The organism is Streptomyces sp. NBC_00287, from assembly GCF_036173105.1.
Lineage (GTDB): Bacteria > Actinomycetota > Actinomycetes > Streptomycetales > Streptomycetaceae > Streptomyces.
On record NZ_CP108053.1, the window covers coordinates 4792696 to 4813910 of the forward strand.

At 68.5% G+C, this 21215-nt stretch carries 20 protein-coding genes; 9 read left to right on the forward strand and 11 right to left on the reverse strand.

Translation table 11 applies throughout. The features are described 5' to 3' along the window. Positions 1-9 precede the first annotated feature (9 nt). Positions 10-1272, forward strand: coding sequence for an MFS transporter (locus OHT76_RS21860; protein ID WP_328872538.1), 1263 nt, complete (start codon positions 10-12; stop codon positions 1270-1272). A gap of 124 nt (positions 1273-1396) precedes the next feature. Next, positions 1397-1873: an LppU/SCO3897 family protein gene (locus OHT76_RS21865; RefSeq protein ID WP_328872539.1), complete on the forward strand. Its 477-nt coding sequence runs from the start codon at positions 1397-1399 to the stop codon at positions 1871-1873. A 149-nt stretch (positions 1874-2022) separates the two neighbouring features. Here OHT76_RS21865 and OHT76_RS21870 read toward each other — a convergent pair whose 3' ends face one another. Both OHT76_RS21870 and OHT76_RS21875 read right to left on the reverse strand, forming a co-directional pair. Next, the gene (locus OHT76_RS21870; RefSeq protein ID WP_328872540.1) at positions 2023-2427 is read right to left on the reverse strand and encodes a hypothetical protein; all 405 of its coding nucleotides are present in this window, start codon (positions 2425-2427) and stop codon (positions 2023-2025) included. A gap of 186 nt (positions 2428-2613) precedes the next feature. After that, positions 2614-4062, reverse strand: a complete 1449-nt coding sequence (locus tag OHT76_RS21875; protein ID WP_328872541.1) for a CCA tRNA nucleotidyltransferase — start codon at positions 4060-4062, stop codon at positions 2614-2616. A gap of 212 nt (positions 4063-4274) precedes the next feature. On the opposite strand from OHT76_RS21875, the gene OHT76_RS21880 reads away from it, so the two are divergent. From OHT76_RS21880 to trxA, 7 genes are all read left to right on the forward strand, one after another. After that, positions 4275-6644, forward strand: a complete 2370-nt coding sequence (locus tag OHT76_RS21880) for a DUF6049 family protein (protein WP_328872542.1) — start codon at positions 4275-4277, stop codon at positions 6642-6644. Between the two features lie 44 nt (positions 6645-6688). Continuing rightward, positions 6689-8953, forward strand: a complete 2265-nt coding sequence (murJ, locus tag OHT76_RS21885) for a murein biosynthesis integral membrane protein MurJ (RefSeq protein ID WP_328872543.1) — start codon at positions 6689-6691, stop codon at positions 8951-8953. Between the two features lie 118 nt (positions 8954-9071). Beyond that, positions 9072-10772 carry a protein kinase family protein gene (locus tag OHT76_RS21890; protein ID WP_328872544.1) on the forward strand — a complete coding sequence of 567 codons (1701 nt, stop codon included), beginning with the start codon at positions 9072-9074 and terminating at the stop codon, positions 10770-10772. Between the two features lie 106 nt (positions 10773-10878). Continuing rightward, on the forward strand, positions 10879-11577 hold the full coding sequence (gene sigM, locus OHT76_RS21895) for an RNA polymerase sigma factor SigM (RefSeq protein ID WP_328872545.1): 699 nt from the start codon (positions 10879-10881) through the stop codon (positions 11575-11577). Further along, positions 11574-12488, forward strand: coding sequence for an anti-sigma factor family protein (locus tag OHT76_RS21900; RefSeq protein ID WP_328872546.1), 915 nt, complete (start codon positions 11574-11576; stop codon positions 12486-12488). The genes sigM and OHT76_RS21900 overlap by 4 nt, the downstream gene beginning before the upstream one ends. Positions 12489-12670: 182 nt before the next feature. Then, positions 12671-13639, forward strand: coding sequence for a thioredoxin-disulfide reductase (gene trxB, locus OHT76_RS21905; protein ID WP_328872547.1), 969 nt, complete (start codon positions 12671-12673; stop codon positions 13637-13639). A 40-nt stretch (positions 13640-13679) separates the two neighbouring features. After that, positions 13680-14012 carry a thioredoxin gene (trxA, locus tag OHT76_RS21910; protein ID WP_186287959.1) on the forward strand — a complete coding sequence of 111 codons (333 nt, stop codon included), beginning with the start codon at positions 13680-13682 and terminating at the stop codon, positions 14010-14012. A 79-nt stretch (positions 14013-14091) separates the two neighbouring features. On the opposite strand, the gene OHT76_RS21915 is transcribed toward trxA, so the two are convergent. The 9 genes from OHT76_RS21915 to rpmH all read right to left on the reverse strand — a co-directional run bounded on the left by OHT76_RS21915 (position 14092) and on the right by rpmH (position 21010). Then, positions 14092-14709, reverse strand: a complete 618-nt coding sequence (locus OHT76_RS21915; protein WP_328872548.1) for a GNAT family N-acetyltransferase — start codon at positions 14707-14709, stop codon at positions 14092-14094. 318 nt (positions 14710-15027) lie between these two features. Continuing rightward, the gene (locus OHT76_RS21920) at positions 15028-16131 is read right to left on the reverse strand and encodes a ParB/RepB/Spo0J family partition protein (protein WP_328872549.1); all 1104 of its coding nucleotides are present in this window, start codon (positions 16129-16131) and stop codon (positions 15028-15030) included. After that, positions 16128-17201 carry a ParA family protein gene (locus OHT76_RS21925; RefSeq protein ID WP_328876591.1) on the reverse strand — a complete coding sequence of 358 codons (1074 nt, stop codon included), beginning with the start codon at positions 17199-17201 and terminating at the stop codon, positions 16128-16130. Before OHT76_RS21925 ends, OHT76_RS21920 begins: the two co-directional genes overlap by 4 nt. A gap of 280 nt (positions 17202-17481) precedes the next feature. Further along, positions 17482-18198, reverse strand: a complete 717-nt coding sequence (gene rsmG / locus OHT76_RS21930; RefSeq protein WP_328872550.1) for a 16S rRNA (guanine(527)-N(7))-methyltransferase RsmG — start codon at positions 18196-18198, stop codon at positions 17482-17484. A 128-nt stretch (positions 18199-18326) separates the two neighbouring features. Further along, entirely contained in the window at positions 18327-18839 is a 513-nt protein-coding gene (locus OHT76_RS21935; protein WP_015659255.1) for a Jag family protein, read from the reverse strand. A 15-nt stretch (positions 18840-18854) separates the two neighbouring features. Continuing rightward, positions 18855-20126: a membrane protein insertase YidC gene (yidC, locus tag OHT76_RS21940; protein WP_328872551.1), complete on the reverse strand. Its 1272-nt coding sequence runs from the start codon at positions 20124-20126 to the stop codon at positions 18855-18857. A 3-nt stretch (positions 20127-20129) separates the two neighbouring features. Continuing rightward, a complete protein-coding gene (gene yidD / locus OHT76_RS21945) occupies positions 20130-20483 on the reverse strand; it encodes a membrane protein insertion efficiency factor YidD (protein ID WP_328872552.1) in 354 nt (117 codons plus the stop codon). Then, entirely contained in the window at positions 20480-20851 is a 372-nt protein-coding gene (gene rnpA, locus OHT76_RS21950) for a ribonuclease P protein component (RefSeq protein ID WP_328872553.1), read from the reverse strand. Before rnpA ends, yidD begins: the two co-directional genes overlap by 4 nt. Positions 20852-20872: 21 nt before the next feature. Beyond that, complete coding sequence (gene rpmH, locus OHT76_RS21955; protein ID WP_015659252.1) at positions 20873-21010, reverse strand: 50S ribosomal protein L34; 138 nt, start codon at positions 21008-21010, stop codon at positions 20873-20875. Positions 21011-21215: the final 205 nt, after the last annotated feature.

The following is a 21215-nucleotide window of genomic DNA, read 5'->3' on the forward strand; positions in this document are numbered from 1 at the left end:
CTGAGCCCCATGTCCGTCGCCCGCGACCTGCGCATCCTGCTGCGCTTCGGCAACTTCAGGCGTCTGCTCGCCCTCCGGGTGCTCTCCCAGGGCGCCGACGGCGTCTATCAGGTCGCGCTCGCCACCTACGTCGTCTTCTCCCCCGAGAGGCAGACCTCGGCCGCCGCGATCGCCTCCGCGATGGCGGTCCTGCTGCTGCCGTACTCCCTCGTCGGTCCCTTCGCCGGCGTCCTCCTCGACCGCTGGCGGCGTCGCCAGGTCTTCCTCTACGGCAGCCTGCTGCGCGCCCTGTTGGCGACGGCGACGGCCGTGCTGATGCTCAGCCCCGTCCCGGACTGGCTCTTCTACATCTCCGCCCTGTGCGTCACCGCCGTCAACCGCTTCGTCCTCTCCGGCCTGTCCGCCGCCCTCCCGCGCGTGGTCGACGAGGAGCGGCTGGTGATGGCCAACTCCCTCTCCCCGACGGCCGGAACGCTCGCCGCGACCGTGGGCGGCGGCCTCGCCTTCGTCGTACGGCTGCTGGTGGCGGACTCCGACGCGGCCGTGGTGCTTCTCGGCGCGGCCCTGTACCTGTGCGCGGCGCTGGCCTCACTGCGGATGTCACGGGAACTGCTGGGCCCCGACCCCGAGTTGGTGCAGCCCGGACTGCGGACGGCGATCGCCGGCACAGCGCGCGATCTGGGGGCGGGCGTACGTCATCTGGCCACACCGGCCCGCCGGGAGGCAGCGTGGGCGCTCGCCACAATGACCCTGATGCGCTTCTGCTACGGCGCCCTGCTGGTGATGCTGCTGATGCTGTGCCGGTACTCCTTCTCCACGACCACGGACGACGGACTCGCCTTGCTGGGCGTGGCGTTGGGCGTCTCCGGCGCGGGCTTCTTCGCGGCGGCCGTGCTGACGCCCTGGGCGGCGCGCCGGCTCGGCCCCGGCCGCTGGATCGTGGTGTGCGCCGGCGTCGCGGCCGTACTGGAACCGGCGTTGGGGCTGCCGTTCGCCACCGTTCCCATGCTCGTCGCGGCGTTCGTCCTCGGGTTGACCACCCAGGGCGCGAAAATCGCCACCGACACGATCGTCCAGTCCTCGGTCGAGGACGGCTTCCGCGGCCGCGTCTTCTCCTTCTACGACGTCCTGTTCAACGTCGCCTTCGTCGGCGCCGCGGGAGTGGCGGCCCTGATGCTGCCGCCGGACGGCCGCTCGGTGCCGCTGGTGGTAACGGTCGCCGTTATCTACGGAGCGGTTGCGGTGGCTATGGCCCGCTTTGAACGCCGGTAAGTGTCACATCAGTGCCACAGAGCCCCTCCTGACTACTGGTGTGTCAGTGCGGCCCGATAACTTACGTGGGTCTTATGCGCGCTCCGTTCGCGTCACTCACCCATGTTCTTAGGGGGACCCCCAAGTGACCACTCCGCCGCCCCAGGGCCAGAACCCGTTCGCTCAGGGCCAGAACCCGTATGCCCAGCAGCCCCAGGGCCAGGCTCCGTACCCGCAGCAGCCGGGCTTCCCGCAGCAGGGTGCGGCCCCGTACGCCCCGGTCCCGCCGGAGCAGCCCCGCCGCAAGCTCAGCTTCAAGACGATCAAGAACGTCGTCATTGGCGTTGCTGTGGTCTCCGTTGTCATCGGCGGCTACATAGCCAGCCGGGACGACGCCAACACGGCGAAGGTCGGCGACTGCATGAGCATCTCCGACCCGGACAGCACTACCGACCCGGGCCTGGAGGTCGTGGACTGCAGCGACTCCAGCGCCAAGTACAAGGTCGCGGAGAAGAAGGAGGGCACGACGGAGTCGTGTGACCGCACCAAGTACTCGGAGTACACGGAGACCGGGGGCAGCGACGACTTCACGCTCTGCCTCTCGGACTACAGTCCCAAGTAGGCCAGCGAATCCACAGGGGCGATGTTTCACATGAAACATCGCAAGCTGCAGGTTGTGGATTGCACCCCGAGAGCACTTATTTTGGAACCCAAAGAGGGTGCGTCCGCTTGCTGACGCACCCTCAAAGGGATCGAGGCTAATTCATCCCTCTACCAGTTCGGGTTCGCAATCTTGCCACTGTTGCACAGGTTCATGATGGTGCTGCCTTCCATCCTGGCTACCTGGATCTCGGCCTTCGTGATTCCTGCGGAGTCAGAGGCATATGTGTTCCAGACTTGCATGATGTCGACACCCTCATAGTTGTGGTGCCATCCCCAGTGATGGATCGTCCCGTCGGCTCGATTCGTTACGAGGCGCACTGCAACGTGGTGACCGTCCCCCAACTGATCTTCAACCATCAGCTTGAGCGGATCTATACGGTACTTACCACTCCAGGAGAATTTGAGCCACCCCTCAGCCCCTGTCGTTGCACAGCTGTCCTCCGCAGCGGCGGCAGGCGTTGCGATGGCAGGCACCAGAAGGGCTGCAGCTACGGCAGCCAGAGCCACGGTCACGCGTCGCTTGAGAAACAAACTCCCACCCCTTCATGAAATCTTCATGATCACGTTAAGAGGTGGTCATGAACGGTTCAAGCAGGTTTCCAGACATGCCTGAATCAAGCCAGACGGTCCGCGAGGCATCCATCCCGAGCTGAACCCAGGGGTCATGTTTCACGTGAAACATGACCCCGTTTCACAGCCTCAGCTCTGCTCCTCCGCGGCCCACCACTCCTTGAGGGCGGTCACCGCGGCGTCGTGCTCCATCGGGCCGTTCTCCAGCCGCAGCTCCAGCATGTGCTTGTACGCACGACCGACGACCGGGCCCGGGCCGACGCCAAGGATCTGCATGATGTCGTTGCCGTCGAGATCCGGGCGGATCGAGTCCAGCTCCTCCCGCTCCTGGAGCTGGGCGATGCGGTCCTCCAGACCGTCGTACGCCCGGGACAGCGCGGCCGCCTTGCGCTTGTTGCGGGTCGTGCAGTCCGAGCGGGTCAGCTTGTGCAGACGGTCGAGCAGCGGACCCGCGTCCCGGACATAGCGGCGGACCGCGGAGTCCGTCCACTCCCCGGTGCCGTAGCCGTGGAAGCGCAGATGGAGTTCGACCAGCCGCGCGACGTCCTTCACCAGATCGTTGGAGTACTTCAGGGCCGTCATGCGCTTCTTGGTCATCTTCGCGCCGACCACCTCGTGGTGGTGGAACGAGACCCGGCCGTCACTCTCGAACCGCCGGGTGCGCGGCTTGCCGATGTCGTGCAGCAGCGCGGCCAGCCGGAGGGTGAGGTCGGGGCCGTTCTCCTCCAGGGCCATCGCCTGCTCCAGGACGATCAGCGAGTGCTCGTAGACGTCCTTGTGCCGGTGGTGCTCGTCACTCTCCAGCCGCAGGGCCGGCAGCTCGGGCAGGACATGATCGGCGAGACCGGTGTCGACGAGGAGCGTCAGACCCTTGCGCGGGTTCGCGGACAGGATCAACTTGTTCAGCTCGTCCCGCACCCGCTCCGCCGAGACGATCTCGATCCGCTCGGACATCTCGTTCATGGCCGTGACGACCTCGGGAGCCACCTCGAAATCGAGCTGCGCAGCGAACCGCGCGGCCCGCATCATCCGCAGCGGATCGTCGGAGAAGGACTCCTCGGGAGTGCCCGGGGTGCGCAGCACACGCTCCGCGAGGTCGCCGAGCCCGCCGTGCGGGTCGATGAACTCCTTCTCCGGCAGCGCGACGGCCATCGCGTTCACCGTGAAGTCACGGCGGACCAGGTCCTGCTCGATGGAGTCGCCGTACGACACCTCGGGCTTGCGCGAGGTCCGGTCGTACGCCTCGGACCGGTAGGTCGTGACCTCGATCTGGTAGCCGTCCTTCTGGACACCCACCGTGCCGAAGGCGATCCCGACCTCCCACACGGCGTCCGCCCACGGGCGCACGATCTTGAGGACGTCCTCGGGCCGGGCGTCGGTCGTGAAGTCGAGGTCGTTGCCGAGCCGGCCGAGCAACGCGTCCCGTACCGACCCGCCGACCAGGGCGAGTGAGAACCCGGCCTCCTGGAAACGGCGGGCAAGGTCGTCGGCGACAGGCGCGACCCGCAGCAGTTCACTCACCGCGCGGTGCTGCACCTGACTCAGGACACTGAGGTTGTCTTCGTTGGCGTTCGGCACAACAAAAGAGGGTACGTGGCCGCAACGGCCCCCTGCGCCTCCATTAAACGTGCACAAACCCGCTCCCTTTTATACGGGCACATACGGGACAGCCCGGGAGTACGAGCCGATCTTGTGGCGCAGTCCGCGGCACTTCCCCTCAGCGCGCATCGTTACCATGCGTGGACGCACATTCCGACGACCACTGACGACGACGAGGGACGGGCGAGCGCGTGGCCGAGGCGGCAGACTTCCAGGGGACGACTCCCTCACCTGCCCGTCGGTGGCTGCGGCGCACCGGGGCAGTGCTCGCCGGCGCCCCCCTGCTGGCGGGGCTGCTCCAGCTGTCCGCCGCGGCTCCCGCCGAGGCCGCCACCGGCTCCGAGACGGTCGCCGTGGCTGTTGACTCCCTCACTCCGAGCGTGCCCACGGACGGCGACACGCTGACGGTGTCCGGCACGGTGACGAACAACGGCAAGCAGGCGGTCACCGACGCCCAGGTGGACCTGCGCGTGGGCCAGGAGCTGACCACCCGCTCCGGCATCGACACCGCCGCCAAGACCACCGGCTACCAGCAGGGCACCGACGGGACGCCGGTCGGCGGGAAGTACATCGAGAAGTTCTCCAAGCTCACTCCGGGCGTCTCCGAGTCCTTCAGCATCTCCGTACCGGTCGACGACCTGGACCTGGGCGGCAACGGGATCTACCAGTTCGCGGTCTCCCTGTCCGGCGAGACCTCCGCACAGCCGTGGCCCCAGGTGCTCGGCGTCCAGCGGACCTTCCTGCCGTGGCAGCCGGACGGAGCCGACACGCAGACGAAGACGACGGTGCTGTGGCCGCTGATCTCCAGCGCCCACATGACCGCGCAGACGGGGTCGAACGAGTCGCAGACGCCGGTCTTCCGTGACAACGACCTCGCCAAGGAGCTCGCGCCGGGCGGCCGCCTGGAGCAGATGGTCTCCCTCGGCAAAGACCTCGACGTGACCTGGGTGGTCGACCCGGACCTGCTGGCCTCCGTCGACGCCATGACGCGCAGCTACCGCGTCCAGGGTGAGAACGACACCACCACCGCCGGCACCCGCGCCGATCAGGAGCTCGCCAAGCGGTGGCTCGCCGCGCTGCAGGGCGCGGTGGCGGACAACGAGGTCGTCGCGCTGCCCTTCGCCGACCCCGACCTGGCCTCCCTCGCCCACAACGGAACGGCCGTCACCGGCTCGCTGGGCCACCTCAAGGAAGCGACCGACGTCGCCGCCGACACCGTCGACTCGATCCTCCACGTGGAGCCGACCACCGACTTCGCCTGGCCCGTGGACGGCGCCGTGGACCCGTCGATCGTGAAGGTCGCCACATCCGCCGGCGCGGACAAGGTGATCGCGCGCAGCGACAGCCTGGAGGAGACGGCAGGCCTGACCTACACACCCTCCGCGGCCCGCCCCATCGGCGGCGGTACGACGGCGGTGGTCGCGGACGCCCGGCTGTCCACGCTCTTCCGGGGCGACATGACGAGGGCGTCCACCTCGACGCTCGCCGTCCAGAGGTTCCTGGCCCAGAGCCTGGCGCTCAATCTCCAGACCGACAAGCAGCGCAGCATCGTCGTTGCCCCGCAGCGCATGCCGACGGCCGGCCAGGCCCGGGCGCTGGCGGAGGCGGTGACGGCCCTCGAGGGCGGCGGCTGGACCGAGTCCCAGGACCTCACCGAGGCCGCCACGGCCAAGCCCGACCCGGGCGCGACCACCAAGGTCCCGTCGGCGTCCGACTACCCCTCCGCGCTGCGCAAGCAAGAGCTCCAGCGGTCGGCGTTCGAGCAGATCGCGGCCACCCAGGACAAGCTCGACAAGTTCAAGGTGATCCTCAGCGACGAGTCCCGGGTCGTGACCCCCTTCGGTCGCGCCATGAACCGCGAGATGTCCACGTCGTGGCGCGGCCGCGGCACCGAGGCGGCCGTCTACCGCAACGACGTGGAGACCTACCTGCAGTCCCTGGCCGACCAGGTCACCCTCATCGAGAAGTCGGAGACCAAGCTCTCCGGCCGCAGCGCCACGATCCCCGTGACCGTGCAGAACAACCTGGTCCAGGGCGTCGACAACCTGGTGCTGCGGCTCACCTCGACCAGCCCGAGGCGCCTGAAGATCGGCGGCGGCGCCTATGACGAGCAGCCGGTCACGGTCTCCGGCGGGCACGCCCAGACGGTGAAGTTCACCACCTCCGCCGAGGCCAACGGCCAGGCCGAGGTGATCGCCCAGCTCTACACGGAGGACGGGCAGAAATACGGCGACCGGGTCAAGTTCGATGTGAAGGTCACCGAGTTCACCGCCACCGTGATGCTGGTCATCGGCGGCGGCTTCCTTCTCCTCGTCCTCGCCGGCCTCCGGATGTACACGCAGCGCAAGCGCGCCGCCCGGGCGGCCGAGGAGAACGGCCCCGACACCTCGGGCGAGACCGCCGACGGTCCGGAGAACCCCGAGGGCCCCGACGACCGTCCTACGGAGGAGTCCGGATCCGGTGCCGGGGCAGCCGACCCGGAGCAGCCGAGTGACCCGTCACCGGACACCCCAGCGGAAAGCGCCGACCCGTCCGGCACGGGTGAGAGAGTGGACCGTTGAGGATGTCGTGGCCGGTGGGCCCGGGACGATGAGGTGGGGTAACCATGAACGCGCCGTACGACGGTGACCGCGGCCAGGGCGCGGGCAGCTCGGGCTACCCCGAAGGCCCGCCGCCCGAGCACGGCCAGGTGCCGTCGCAGCCCCCCGCGGACATGTACCTCCAGGACGCCTACGACCAGGACCCCTACCGCGCCCAGGACCTCTCGGCCCAGGACCCGGTCGCCGAGGCGCTCTACGACCGCGCCGCGCACCCTCCGCCCCCTCCGGGCACGTACGCGCCGCAGCAGCCGTTGTACGCCCAGCCTCAGCAGTCGCCGTACGCCCCCGACCCGAATGTGTGGGCCCAGACCCCGGCGCCCGAGCCGGACGGCGCCACCCAGTACCTGCCCTACGGCGACGACCCGCGCACCACGCAGTACGTGGGCGTCGACGACCTGGTCACCCATTCCTCCGACGAGCGCCACGAGCCCGACGCCTTCGCGCACCTGTTCAGGGACCAGCAGCAGGGCGGTCGCCCGCCCTACGAGCAGCCGTCGGTGCCGGGCCCGGCAGCGGAGCCCGGGCAGTACCAGCAGCCGCAGACGCCCGCCGCACCCCCGGCCGACGCGACCATGAACCTCGGCACCGCACCCGTACCGCCCCCGGCCTCACCGGCTTCCGCGGCTCCCGCCAAGCAGGGCGGGAAGGCCGGAGGCCTGCTGAAGTCGAGCGCGGTGATGGCGGCGGGCACGATGGTGTCCCGGCTGACCGGGTTCATTCGCTCGGCGATGATCGTGTCGGCCCTCGGTGTGGGTCTGCTCGGCGACACCTTCCAGGTCGCCTACCAGCTGCCGACGATGATCTACATCCTGACCGTCGGCGGCGGCCTCAACTCCGTCTTCGTGCCGCAGCTGGTGCGCGCGATGAAGGACGACGAGGACGGCGGTGAGGCGTACGCGAACCGTCTGCTGACCCTGGTGATGGTGGCGCTCGCCACTCTCACCGCACTCGCGATGTTCGCCGCGCCGCTCCTGGTCCGCGCGCTGTCCACCCCCGTCGCCAACAACGCCGCCGCCAACGACGTGGCGGTCACCTTCACCCGCTTCTTCCTGCCCTCGATCTTCTTCATGGGCGTCCATGTGGTGATGGGTCAGATCCTCAACGCGCGCGGCAGGTTCGGCGCGATGATGTGGACGCCGGTCCTGAACAACATCGTCATCATCGTGACGCTCGGGATGTTCCTCTGGGTGTACGGCACCGCGGAGCGCTCCGGCATGGCGGTCACCAGCATCCCGCCCGAGGGCCAGCGACTTCTCGGCATCGGTGTGCTGCTCGGCCTGGTCGTACAGGCCCTGGCGATGATCCCGTACCTGCGCGAGACGGGCTTCCGGCTGCGGCTGCGCTTCGACTGGAAGGGTCACGGCCTCGGCAAGGCGGCCATGCTCGCCAAGTGGACGATCCTGTTCGTCCTGGCCAACCAGGCGGGTGCGCTCGTCGTCACCCAGCTGTCCACCGCCGCAGGCATCGACGCCGACGTCGACGGAACCGGCTTCGCCGCCTACGCCAACGCCCAGCTGATCTGGGGTCTGCCGCAGGCCATCATCACCGTCTCGCTGATGGCCGCCCTGCTGCCGCGGCTCTCGCGCTCGGCGGCCGAGGGCGACCGCGGCGCCGTCCGGGACGACATCTCCCAGGGCCTGCGGACAACAGCGGTCGCGATCGTCCCCATCGCCTTCGGATTCGTGGCCCTGGGCATCCCGATGTGCACGCTGATGTTCGGCACCTCGGGCACCAGCGAGGCCACCAACATGGGCTACATGCTGATGGCCTTCGGCCTCGGCCTCATCCCGTACTCCGTGCAGTACGTGGTGCTGCGCGCCTTCTACGCCTACGAGGACACCCGAACTCCCTTCTACAACACGGTCATCGTGGCGGCCGTCAACGCCATCGCCTCGGCCGTCTGCTTCTTCGTCATCCCGGCCCGCTGGGCCGTCGTCGGCATGGCCGCCTCGTACGGCCTGGCCTACGCGATCGGCGTCGGCGTCGCCTGGGCCCGACTGCGCAGGAAGCTGGGCGGCGACCTGGACGGTGCGCGGGTGATGCGTACGTACGCGAGGCTCGCCATCGCCTCGATCCCGGCCGCGCTGCTGAGCGGCGCGGCCTGCTACGGCATCGCCCAGAGCCTCGGCCAGGGCGTCGTCGGCTCCTTCGCCGCCCTCCTGGCGGGTGGCGCCGTGCTGCTCGGGATGTTCTTCGTCTTCGCCCGCAAGATGCGCATCGAGGAGTTGAACTCGCTGGTCGGGATGGTCCGCGGGCGTCTGGGGCGCTGAGGCGGGGGTAAGCGCACAACCATCGTCCGCCATCGCGTGTCGTGCATAGCGGCGGACTGTGGGCACAATTGGTTTCGGCGTCTCATAGCGCGCAACGGATGGGGAGGCAGGAGCGACGGTGGCGGAACGGAGCACGGCTGCCGTCGACGTGGCAGACAACAGCGGCGACGAGCCGCTGACCGCACAGGCGGACCAGTCCACGGCCGACGGGGTGGCCAAGAATCGGGAGCGGGACACGGACACCGACGAGGCACAGGGGAGTGGCGGGACCGAGGGTTCCGGGAAGGCCTCACCACCCGAACTGCACAGCGGCCACAAACTCGCCAGACGCTACCGGCTGGAGGAGTGCGTCACCCGTCTGGACGGTTTCAGCAGTTGGCGTGCGGTGGACGAGAAGCTGCGGCGCGCCGTCGGCGTCCACATCCTGCCGGCGGACCACTCACGGGCCCGCTCCGTACTGGCTGCCGCCCGCTCCTCCGCGCTGCTCGGCGACCCCCGTTTCGTCCAGGTGCTCGACGCCGTCGAGGAGAACGACCTCGTCTACGTCGTCCACGAGTGGCTGCCCGACGCCACCGAGCTGACCACGCTGTTGTCCTCGGGCCCGCTGGAGCCGTACGACGGCTACCAGATGGTCGCCCAGGTCGCCTCCGCCATGGCCGCCGCGCACCGTGAGGGCCTCGCCCATCTGCGGCTGAACCCCAACGCGGTGCTGCGCACGTCGAGCGGGCAGTGGCGCATCCGCGGACTGGCCGTCAACGCCGCGCTGCGCGGCATCAGTTCGGACACCCCGCAGCGCACCGACACGGAGTCGATCGGCGCCCTGCTGTACGCGGCGCTCACCCAGCGCTGGCCGTACGAGAACGACGCCTACGGTCTGTCCGGGCTGCCCAAGGACGTCGGCCTGATCGCCCCCGACCAGGTACGGGCCGGTGTCCACCGCGGTCTGTCCGAGCTGTCCATGCGCGCGCTCGTCAACGACGGCGCGACCGCCTCCCGGCACGAGGCCGCGTGCACGACGCCGGAGGAGCTGGTGAAGGCGATCAGCGAGATGCCCCGCATCCGCCCGCCGGAGCCGGCGTTCACCGCACCGCCGGAGTACCAGCGCACGACGTACCAGCAGGGCACCTACGGCCGCCAGTCCCCGCACCCGGGCGCCACCCAGCCGGTCCCCGCCCCGCCGCCCCCGCTGCAGAGCCGCACGGGCAGGGCGCTGAAGTGGGCCGTCTCGGCCCTCCTCATCGCCGCCCTGGGCCTGGGCAGCTGGCAACTGGCGGACGCCCTCATGGAGCACGGCAATCCGTCGGGCGAATCGGAGCAGACGCAGACGACGGACGGGGACGACAAGAGCCCGAACAAGCCGTCGGCAGGCAAGCCGGTCGCCATCCAGGAAGCCCATGCCTTCGACCCGTACGGCGACGACGGTTCGGAGTACCCGGAAGACGTGGACAAGGTCTACGACGCCGACCCGAAGTCGTACTGGCAGACGAGCTACTACGAGGGCGCCAACTTCGGAAACCTGAAGTCGGGCGTCGGCGTCATCCTCGACCTCGGCAAGGCCCAGAAGGTCGGCAACGTGGCGGTCAGCTTCATGGGGAGTACGTCCGTCGAACTCCTTGCCGCTTCCGGTGACGACGGTGTGATGCCGACGTCGTACGAGGGCTACACCAAGGTCGCCGAGGGTTCGGGCACGACGGTGACGCTCAAGCCGGACAAGAACCTCAACTCCCGTTACCTGCTGGTGTGGCTGACCGAGCTGCCGATACAGGCCGACGACGGCAAGTGGCGCGGCAGGGTCATGGACATCAAGGTGACCAGCTGAGCGAAGGGGCCACGAACTCGTTTCTGTTGAGTTCGACTGCAGCTACTACGCTCGGAGCGATGGCTGGAGGGAGGGGACACCGTTGGGCGACGCCACGAGTGACGCCATGAGCGATCACGATCTCCTCGCTCGCCATGTCGAGGGCGACCCCGAAGCCTTCGCCGAGCTCGTACGGCGGCACCGGGACCGGCTGTGGGCCGTGGCCCTGCGCACCCTGGGCGACCGCGAGGAGGCCGCTGACGCCGTCCAGGACGCGCTGGTCTCCGCCTACCGTGCCGCCCACACCTTCCGTGGCCAGTCGGCCGTCACGACCTGGCTGCACCGGATCACGGTGAACGCCTGCCTCGACCGGGCCCGTAAAGCTGCCTCCCGGAAGACGTCCCCTGTCGATGACACCGAGCGGCTGGAGCAGCTCCTGGAGCCGCACGAGTCGGCTGCGGCACCGGCGGAGCGGAACGATCTGCATCGGCAGTTGCTGGAAGCCCTCGGCACGCTTCCGCCCGATCAGCGGGCCGCCCTCGTCCTCGTGGACATGCAGGGGTATCCCGTCGCCGAGGCCGCCCGGATCCTCGATGTCCCCACCGGCACCGTGAAGAGCCGGTGCGCGCGGGGCAGAGCCAGACTGCTGCCGCTCCTCAGTCATCTGCGGCCGGAAAACGCCGGTGGCGGCAAGAAGCCGAGCGAGCGGCGGAACCGCACGGAGGGGACATCCGTCCCACCGGCAGCGGGACCAGGTGCCGCAGGTCCGGGCGATGCCGGGCCAAGTGATTCAGCTGCTGTGAAGGGCGGAGGTGGGCGAGCGTGACGTCGACGACAGACACGGCCGGGCACCCGGAAGTCACCGAGCTCTCCGACCTCACCGAGGGCCTCCTGCCCGCCTCCCGGAGCGCGGCCGTACGACGGCATCTGGCCGAGTGCGAGCTGTGCGCGGACGTCTACGCCTCACTGGAGGAGATCCGGGGCCTGCTGGGAACCCTGCCGGGCCCACCACGGATGCCCGCCGATGTCGCGGGACGGATCGACGCAGCCCTCGCCGCGGAGGCACTGCTGAACGCCACGGCTCCCGAGGACACGAAGGCCCCGGTGCTCCTCGTCACACCCCAGGGCTCCGACGACGACACGCATGTTTCACGTGAAACATCGGTCACGGCAGGCCGTCCCTCGGGCCACGCCCGTACCTCCACCACCGGCCCCGGCCGCAAGGACCGCCGACGGGGCGGACGCCGTCGTATCGCCGTCCTCGGCACCGTCTTCACGGCGGCCGCCCTCGGACTCGGGTCCGTACTACTCGCCTCGTTCAACGACGGATCAAACGGCGGCTCCGACGGTGGCCAGTCCACCTCTGACACCTTCGCCGCGAGCACCCTGGAGCGGCAGGTCACCGATCTCCTCGCCGAGACGTCCGCGGCCGACGGCCGTACCCCGCGCAGCAGCATGGGCGTGAATTCCGCTCCCAGCTCAGACGAACACCATGTCTTCAAGCAGCCCACGGTTCCCGGCTGCGTCCAGGAAGGCATCGGGCGCAAGGACGCCGACACTGCCCTGGCGACCGAGAACGGCACCTACAAGGGCACCGAGGCGCTGCTCGTGGTGCTGCCCGACGCCTCTGATACCACCAAGGTCACCGCCTACATCGTCGCCACGGCCTGCGTGAGTGACCCCTCCGTGGGCAAGGCCGAGGTTCTGCTGACCAACACCTACACCCGCACCTCCTGAGCACCCGCTCCCGGCGCGAACGCTTCGTCTCCGCCCCGCGTGGTATGCGCTACGGTGTCGCCCCTTCGTGTGCCCGGACACAGCGGGAATGCGCGCCCCTTAGGATCCGTTGGGTGGGGTGAGAGTCCCGAAAGGGGCTCCCACCGGACCTATGACGCAGTCCAGAGACGAGGAATCAAGCCGTGAGCGACGTCCGAAACGTGATCATCATCGGCTCCGGGCCCGCCGGCTACACGGCGGCGCTCTACACCGCGCGCGCGTCGCTGAAGCCGCTGGTGTTCGAGGGTGCCGTCACCGCAGGTGGCGCCCTGATGAACACCACCGAGGTCGAGAACTTCCCCGGCTTCCAGGACGGCATCATGGGCCCCGAGCTCATGGACAACATGCGCGGCCAGGCCGAGCGCTTCGGCGCCGAGCTCGTTCCGGACGACATCGTGTCCGCCGATCTCTCCGGTGAGATCAAGACCGTCACCGACACCGCGGGCACCGTGCACCGGGCCAAGGCCGTCATCGTCGCCACCGGCTCCCAGCACCGCAAGCTCGGCCTGCCGAACGAGGACGCCCTCTCCGGCCGCGGCGTCTCCTGGTGCGCCACCTGTGACGGCTTCTTCTTCAAGGACCAGGACATCGCCGTGATCGGCGGCGGCGACACCGCGATGGAGGAGGCCACCTTCCTCTCGCGTTTCGCCAAGTCCGTGACGATCGTCCACCGCCGTGACACCCTGCGCGCCTCCAAGGCGATGCAGGACCGTGCCTTCGCCGACCCGAAGATCAAGTTCGTCTGGGACAGCGAGGTCGCCGAGGTCCAGGGCGACCAGAAGCTCTCGGGTCTGAAGCTGCGCAACGTCAAGACCGGCGAGCTCTCCGACCTTCCGGTCACCGGCCTGTTCATCGCGATCGGCCACGACCCGCGCACCGAGCTCTTCAAGGGCCAGCTGGAGCTGGACGAGGAGGGCTACCTCAAGGTCGACGCCCCCTCGACCCGCACCAACCTCACCGGTGTCTTCGGCGCCGGCGACGTGGTCGACCACACCTACCGCCAGGCGATCACCGCGGCCGGCACCGGCTGCTCCGCCGCCCTCGACGCCGAGCGCTTCCTCTCCGCCCTCGCGGACGAGGAGAAGGCCGAGCCCGAGAAGACCGCTGTCTGACCTCCACCCGCCCCACGCACCAACAGTTAAGGAGCCCGCCGTGGCCGGCACCCTGAAGAATGTGACTGACGACTCCTTCGAGCAGGACGTCATCAAGAGCGACAAGCCCGTCCTGGTGGACTTCTGGGCCGCCTGGTGCGGTCCGTGCCGCCAGATCGCGCCGTCCCTTGAGGCCATTGCCGCCGAGTACGGCGACAAGATCGAGATCGTCAAGCTGAACATCGACGAAAACCCGGGTACGGCCGCCAAGTACGGCGTCATGTCCATCCCGACGCTGAACGTCTACCAGAACGGCGAGGTCGCCAAGACCATCGTCGGCGCGAAGCCGAAGGCCGCGATCCTCCGCGACCTCGAGGACTTCATCGCCGAGTAACCGAGCAGTCGTTGTTTCACGTGAAACACGAATGGGCCAGCCCCTGAGGGGCTGGCCCATTCGCTTGCCCGAAGAGACTTCACAGCGGCCGCAGCGCCGGTTCCTTCTGTACGGCCCCCAGCAGCCGGTCCAGCGCCATCTCCACGTCTTCCTTCCAGGAGAGCGTCGTCCGCAGCTCCAGCCTCAGCCTCGGGTACGTGGGATGGGGCCGCACGGTCTTGAAGCCCACGGCCAGCAAGTGATCGGCAGGGAGCACACAGGCGGGCTCCTTCCAGCGCGCGTCCCCGAAGGCCTCGATCGCTTTGAAGCCCCGCCGCAACAGATCCTTGGCGACCGTCTGGACCATCACCCGCCCCAGCCCCTGCCCCTGATACCCCGGCATGATGAACGCCGTCATCAACTGCACGGCGTCGGGAGACACCGGGCTCGTGGGGAACGCGGTCGAGCGAGGGACATAGGCCGGAGGCGCGTACAGCACAAAGCCCACGGGGACATCGTCGACGTAGACAACCCGGCCGCAGGATCCCCAGTCCAGCAGAACGGCGGAGATCCAGGCTTCCTTCTCCAGCGCTGGAGTGCCGGCGGCTACCGCGGCCTCGCCACTGACTGGATCCAGCTCCCAGAAGACACACGAGCGGCAACGCTTGGGAAGGTCCTGAAGGTTGTCCAGCGTGAGCGGTACGAGCCGACGCCCCATGAAGGCTGATCCTCGCTTCCCTCGCCCGCTGCATCACGGGCGGCTGTCAGGGCGCTCCTTTCCCTGAGCAGGCTGCCGACGAACCCGCCGACCGCGCCCAGGCCGAGGCCCGCGCTCACCAGTCCGGTCCGGCTCACCGTTCGCATGGCCCCCGCCTCCCCTAAGAGGTGCCGCCAGGTGGATGCGCCATACCGATCGCATCGTATCCACGATGCGATTCCATCGATACCGCCAGAAAGCAAAGGGCGGGCCGTGTTCCGGTACACACCGGATACGGCCCGCCCTTTGTCGGCCCACCATGGAACAAGGCCCAGGAGCTCAGTCCTCGGTGTCCTCCGCGTCGTCGTCCTCCAGAAGGCTCTTCTGGAGAGCGAGCCGCTCGCCCGGCGCGAGGGTGTTCAGGATGCGCTCAAGGTCGTCCGGCGAGGCGAACTCGACGGTGATCTTGCCCTTCTTCTGCCCCAGCTCGACCTTCACCCGCGTCTCGAAGCGATCCGAGAGCCGGGTCGCGAGATCGGTCAGCGCCGGGGAGACCCGGGCACCGGCGCGCGGCCCCTTGGCCCTCGGCGCCTTCTGAGCCCGCGAACCCATCAAGGTGACGATCTCCTCGACGGACCGGACCGAGAGGCCCTCGGCCACGACCCGGTAGGCCAGCCGCTCCTGCTCCTCCGGGTCCTCCACCGAGAGCAGCGCCCGCGCATGCCCGGCGGACAGGACGCCCGCCGCCACCCGGTTCTGGACCTTGGGCGAGAGCTTCAGCAGCCGCAGGGTGTTGGAGACCTGCGGGCGGGACCGGCCGATCCGGTCCGCCAGCTGGTCGTGCGTGCAGTTGAAGTCCTTCAGCAACTGGTCGTAGGCGGCGGCCTCTTCCAGCGGGTTCAGCTGAGCGCGGTGCAGGTTCTCCAGCAACGCGTCCAGAAGGAGCTTCTCGTCCTCCGTGGCCCGCACGATCGCCGGGATCGCCTCCAGGCCCGCCTCACGGCACGCCCGCCAGCGCCGCTCGCCCATGATGAGCTCGTAGCGGCCCGGACCCAGCTGCCGTACGACGACCGGCTGGAGCAGACCGACCTCCTTGATGGAGGTGATCAGCTCCTGCAGCGCGTCCTCGTCGAAGACCTCACGCGGCTGGCGCGGGTTCGGCTTGATGGAGTCGAGGGGGATCTCGGCGAAGTAGGCGCCCATGGGAGGCGCGGGCACCTCCGCCATGCCGTTCAGCGACGGCTCCTCGGTTTCATGTGAAACAGGCGGCAGCGCGGTCACCTTCGCCGCGGCCACGCCCCGGTCGGTGGTCAGCACCGGGACAGCCGTCGGCGACGCGGGTGCGGCACCTCCCGCGGCAATCGGGGCCGCCGTGCTGTCTGCCGGACCAGGGATCAGTGCGCCCAGGCCACGGCCCAGACCAATCCTCCGTCGATCGCTCACTGGATCCCCTCCACCATGCTCGGGTCGCTCTGTGCGCCAATGTGGGCGTGCGTCGCGTCGTAGCTGACGCCGACACCCCTCAGCGCGATTTCTCGTGCCGCCTCAAGATAGGACAGCGCCCCACTGGAACCCGGATCGTAGGTCAGCACCGTCTGTCCATAGCTCGGCGCCTCGGAGATCCGGACCGAGCGGGGAATGCTCGTCCGCAGCACCTCCTCGCCGAAGTGGCTACGCACCTCGTCCGCGACCTGGGACGCGAGACGCGTCCGGCCGTCGTACATGGTGAGCAGGATCGTCGACACATGCAGGGTGGGGTTGAGGTGTCCCCGTACCAGGTCGACATTGCGCAGCAGCTGGCCCAGGCCCTCCAGCGCGTAGTACTCGCACTGGATCGGGATCAGGACCTCCTCCCCGGCCACCAGGGCGTTGACCGTCAACAGGCCGAGGGAGGGCGGGCAGTCGATGAGGATGTAGTCCAGCGGCTGCTCGTACGCCTGGATCGCCCGCTGAAGCCGGCTCTCGCGTGCCACCAGGGACACCAGCTCGATCTCCGCACCGGCGAGATCGATCGTGGCGGGCGCACAGAAGAGACCCTCGACATCGGGGACCGGCTGGACGACTTCCGCGAGCGGCTTGCTCTCGACCAGCACGTCGTAGATCGAAGGAACTTCGGCGTGATGGTCGATTCCCAGAGCAGTGGACGCATTGCCCTGGGGGTCGAGGTCGATCACCAGGACACGAGCACCGTGCAGAGCGAGCGACGCGGCAAGATTGACGGTCGTCGTCGTCTTGCCCACACCGCCCTTCTGGTTGGCGACCACCATGACCCGGGTCTGCTCGGGCCGAGGGAGACCCTCACCGGCACGGCCGAGAGCCTCCACTGCCAGTTGGGCAGCACGACCGATGGGAGTGTCGTCCATCGGGGGCGGTGTTTCACGTGAAACATCCTCCCCCATCGACTCGGTACGGGGACCGGGGACCGGATCGGTCATCGGTCCCGCGATGTTGGCGTCGGACCGCAAGGATTCACTCTCCTCGACTTCAGGCTCGCAATGAACAGAGCCTCCCATGTCTTCGGGGTCGTGAACCAGTGAGCCCTGGTGTTCTGTGGAGAAATCCACCTCTGTGGACAACTCCGTTACCTCTCCGAGTGACCCGAGAGGCTTCCGGTCGCGCGGTTCGGCCGCGGCGCGGCCCCGGCTGATGATGCCGTGCAGCAATGAGCGACGTTTCACGTGAAACACGATGCACAGCAGCCGAGGCCGATCTGTCGCCGACACTCCGGCATGCATAGGTTTGGCAGCTTGTGTGGAGTACGTCTCGTCCTCAGGACGGATCAGCAGCCACGGATCAGCGCCGCCGACGTGCCCGTCCCGTACGGGCCGCCTTCGCCCGCTTCGCCGCGAAGCGCACACCACCGGGGCTCTCCCCGACCTCAACCCGCACCACCGTCGAGAGCGGGTCCACAACGCCCTCACCGACATGCAGAACGGAAGTCCCCACCGCGCCGAGCTTGCTCAGGGCCGTCGCGGCGCTCTTCAGCTCCTCCTCGGCGGTGTCGCCCTTGAGCGCGAGCATCTCCCCGTAGGGACGCAGCAGCGGAATGCCCCACGCAGCCAGACGGTCCAGCGGGGCCACGGCCCGTGCCGTGACCACATGGACCGGCTGGAGGGTGCCCATGACCTCCTCGGCACGGCCACGGACGACCGTCACATGGTCCAGGCCCAGCAGCTCGACCACCTCGGTCAGGAAGGTCGTCCGCCGCAGCAGCGGCTCCAGCAGCGTGATCTTCAGGTCCTCCCGGACCAGGGCCAGCGGAATGCCGGGCAGCCCCGCACCGGAGCCGACATCGCACACCGTCACACCCTCGGGCACGACCTCCGAGAGCACGGCGCAGTTCAGCAGATGCCGCTCCCACAGCCGGGGCACCTCACGCGGCCCGATCAGACCGCGCTGCACACCCGCCTCCGCGAGCAGCTCCGCGTATCGGACCGCGTCCGCGAAGCGATCACCGAATACCTCACGCGCCTGTTCGGGCGCGGGGGGAAGCTCCGCTGCCTCCGTCACGGGGGACCGTCCTTCCGTACCGCGTGGGCGCCAACCGGACGCCGACACCAGAACCACCAGAACTATCAGGCTGACAAAGTTCGGCCCCGCCTGCCGGGCAGACGGGGCCGGAGGAACGTACGGACCGGTCAGGCAGGCAGCACGACGACGAAGCGCTGCGGCTCCTCGCCCTCGGACTCGCTGCGCAGCCCCGCGGCCTTGACCGCGTCGTGCACAACCTTGCGCTCGAACGGGGTCATCGGCTTGAGCTTCACCGGCTCGCCGGTGTTCTTGACGTCGGCCGCGGCCTTGGCGCCCAGCTCGGAGAGCTCGGCACGCTTCTTGGCGCGGTAGCCGGCGATGTCCAGCATCAGCCGGCTGCGGTCGCCGGTCTCCCGGTGGACGGCCAGGCGCGTGAGCTCCTGGAGTGCCTCCAGCACCTCACCGTCGCGACCGACCAACTTCTGCAGGTCGCGGCCCCCCGAGTCGCTGATGATCGACACAGCGGCGCGGTCGGCCTCGACGTCCATGTCGATGTCGCCGTCGAGATCGGCGATGTCGAGCAGACCCTCGAGGTAGTCCGCCGCGATCTCGCCCTCCTGCTCCAGGCGGGTCAGGGTGTCTGCACCCTCGGCAGCGGCGGAGGTGGTGCCTTCCGTCACGGGATGGACTCCTTCTTACTTCTTGGACGGGGACTTGGGCCGCTGCGGGCCCTTGCGCTGTCCGGACTGGGCCTTGCTGCGGGTTCCGGAGCCGGGCTTCTGGGCGCCCTTCTTGGCAGCGGAGGGCTTGGCGTCCTCCGGAGCGTCGGACTTGGTCAGCGACGTCTTGGTGTCGGGCTCGCCGGCCACCTTCGCAGCACCGGACTGACGCCGGGACTTGCTCTGCCGCTTGGGCTGCTGGCGCTTGGGCGTCGCCGTCGTGGGCGTACCGTCCTCGGTCTCGACGGCGACAGCCGTCTCGCTCTTCAACACAGTGCCGTCGCTCTGCGCGGCGAGACCCGCCTTGTTCAAGCCGTTGATGAACTTGCGCTCGTACTCGTTACGGTCGCGGCCCTTGGCGACGATCGCCTTGACGATGACGCGCTCACTGCGCCGACGCACCTTGCCGTGGTGCGTGACGTGCTTGGTCAGACGCTCCAGGTAGGCGGACTGGGCCTTGGAGCCCGGGGTCGGGTTGTTGCGGATGACGTACATCTGCTGGCCCATGGTCCACACGTTGGTGGTCAGCCAGTAGACGAGGACACCGACCGGGAAGTTGATGCCGAAGACGGCGAACATGATCGGGAAGATGTACATCAGCATCTTCTGCTGCTGCATGAACGGCGTCTTCACCGTGGTGTCGACGTTCTTCGTCATCAGCTGACGCTGCGTGTAGAACTGCGACGCCGACATCAGGACGATCATGACCGCGGTGACGATGCGGACGGTGGTCAGCGAGGCGTCCAGCGCCGCGACGTCCGAGGAGCTGTCGGTGAACTTCGCGGCCAGCGGGGCACCGAAGATGTGTGCCTTCTGAGCGCTGTCCAGCAAGCTCTGGTTGATCGCACCGACGGTGTCGTTGTTCGCGATGCTGTTCAGCACGTGGTACAGCGCGAAGAAGAACGGCGACTGCGCCAGGATGGGAAGGCACGAGGAGAGCGGGTTGGTACCCGTCTCCTTGTACAGCTTCATCATCTCTTCGGACTGGCGCTGCTTGTCGTTCTTGTAGCGCTCCTGGATCTTCTTCATCTCGGGCTGCAGCGTCTGCATGGCCCGGGTCGCCTTGATCTGCTTCACGAAGAGCGGGATCAGGCAGATACGGATCAGAATCACCAGGGACACGATGGACAGGCCCCAGGCCCACCCGGTGTCATCGCCGAAGAGGGCGCCGTACACCTTGTGGAACTGGACGATGACCCAGGAGACAGGTGTCGTGATGAAGCTGAAGAGGCTGGCAATCGTGTCCACTAATCATGCTCCTTGGGCATGGGACGGGGTCTCTGCGGCCGGGCTCGAAGAAACATTGTCCTCGGTGGCCGTTTCGGCGGCGGAGGGCCCGCCCTTGCGTGCGCGCCATGCGCCCCGCAGCAACTCGTGCCATCTCGGGCGCTTGCGCGGCGGGACATGGTCCACACCGCCCAGCGACCACGGATTGCAGCGCAGGATGCGCCAGGCCGTGAGCGCCGTGCCCTTGACCGCACCGTGCCGGTCGATGGCTGTGTACCCGTAGTGGGAACACGACGGGTAGTACTTGCACACCGGCCCGAGCAACGGACTGATGGTCCACTGGTAGATCTTGATCAGAGCCAGCAGCGGGTACTTCATCGCGCGCCCCCTCCCAGCAGCCGCTGCAGAGCGGCGTCCAGGTCTTGGGCCAGCTGTGCATGGTCGGCGTCACCCGCACCGGGCAGCGCTCGTACGACTACCAGGCTACCGGGGGGAAACACATCGACTCGATCGCGCATCAGATGGCGAAGCCTGCGCTTCACCTTGTTGCGTACGACCGCGCCGCCGACGGCCTTGCTGACGACGAAACCCGCACGCGTCGGGGGAGCGCTCTCCCCAGGCGCGTGCGGGTCCGTGGCACCGCTACGAAAGTGGACGACGAGAGTCGGGCGCCCGGCCCGGCGTCCTCGTCGTACCGCGGTCGCGAAGTCCTCGCGCCGCCTCAGCCGGTTCTCGGTGGGCAGCACGACGGCATGACCTGACCGGGATCAGGCGGACAGGCTGGCGCGACCCTTGGCACGACGGTTCGCGAGAATCGCGCGACCGGCACGGGTGCGCATCCGCAGGCGGAAGCCGTGGGTCTTGGCGCGACGACGGTTGTTCGGCTGGAAGGTGCGCTTGCTCACTCGGGGGCTCCAGAAATTAATCGGTGGTGGCGGGTGCCGTCCTGGCTGTCACCGTGCGCCCACGAGTAGCTCGCATCACGCCCGAGTGCACCGCTTCCCGATCACCTTCAGCGATCTGTGCCCATCGGAGGCAGGCGGCAGCAGCCATCGACAACTCGACCTGGTTACGGTACGCGGGGCTACGCCATCCGGTCAAACCAGGGGG

Excerpts from the sequence above, each read along its gene's own strand:
- yidD (WP_328872552.1), bottom strand. The coding sequence starts at position 20,483 with ATGAAGTACCCGCTGCTGGCTCTGATCAAGATCTACCAGTGGACCATC.
- OHT76_RS21915 (WP_328872548.1), bottom strand. The coding sequence starts at position 14,709 with ATGGGGCGTCGGCTCGTACCGCTCACGCTGGACAACCTTCAGGACCTT.
- sigM (WP_328872545.1), top strand. The coding sequence starts at position 10,879 with ATGAGCGATCACGATCTCCTCGCTCGCCATGTCGAGGGCGACCCCGAA.
- OHT76_RS21925 (WP_328876591.1), bottom strand. The coding sequence starts at position 17,201 with ATGGGAGGCTCTGTTCATTGCGAGCCTGAAGTCGAGGAGAGTGAATCC.
- OHT76_RS21860 (WP_328872538.1), top strand. The coding sequence starts at position 10 with ATGTCCGTCGCCCGCGACCTGCGCATCCTGCTGCGCTTCGGCAACTTC.
- murJ (WP_328872543.1), top strand. The coding sequence starts at position 6,689 with ATGAACGCGCCGTACGACGGTGACCGCGGCCAGGGCGCGGGCAGCTCG.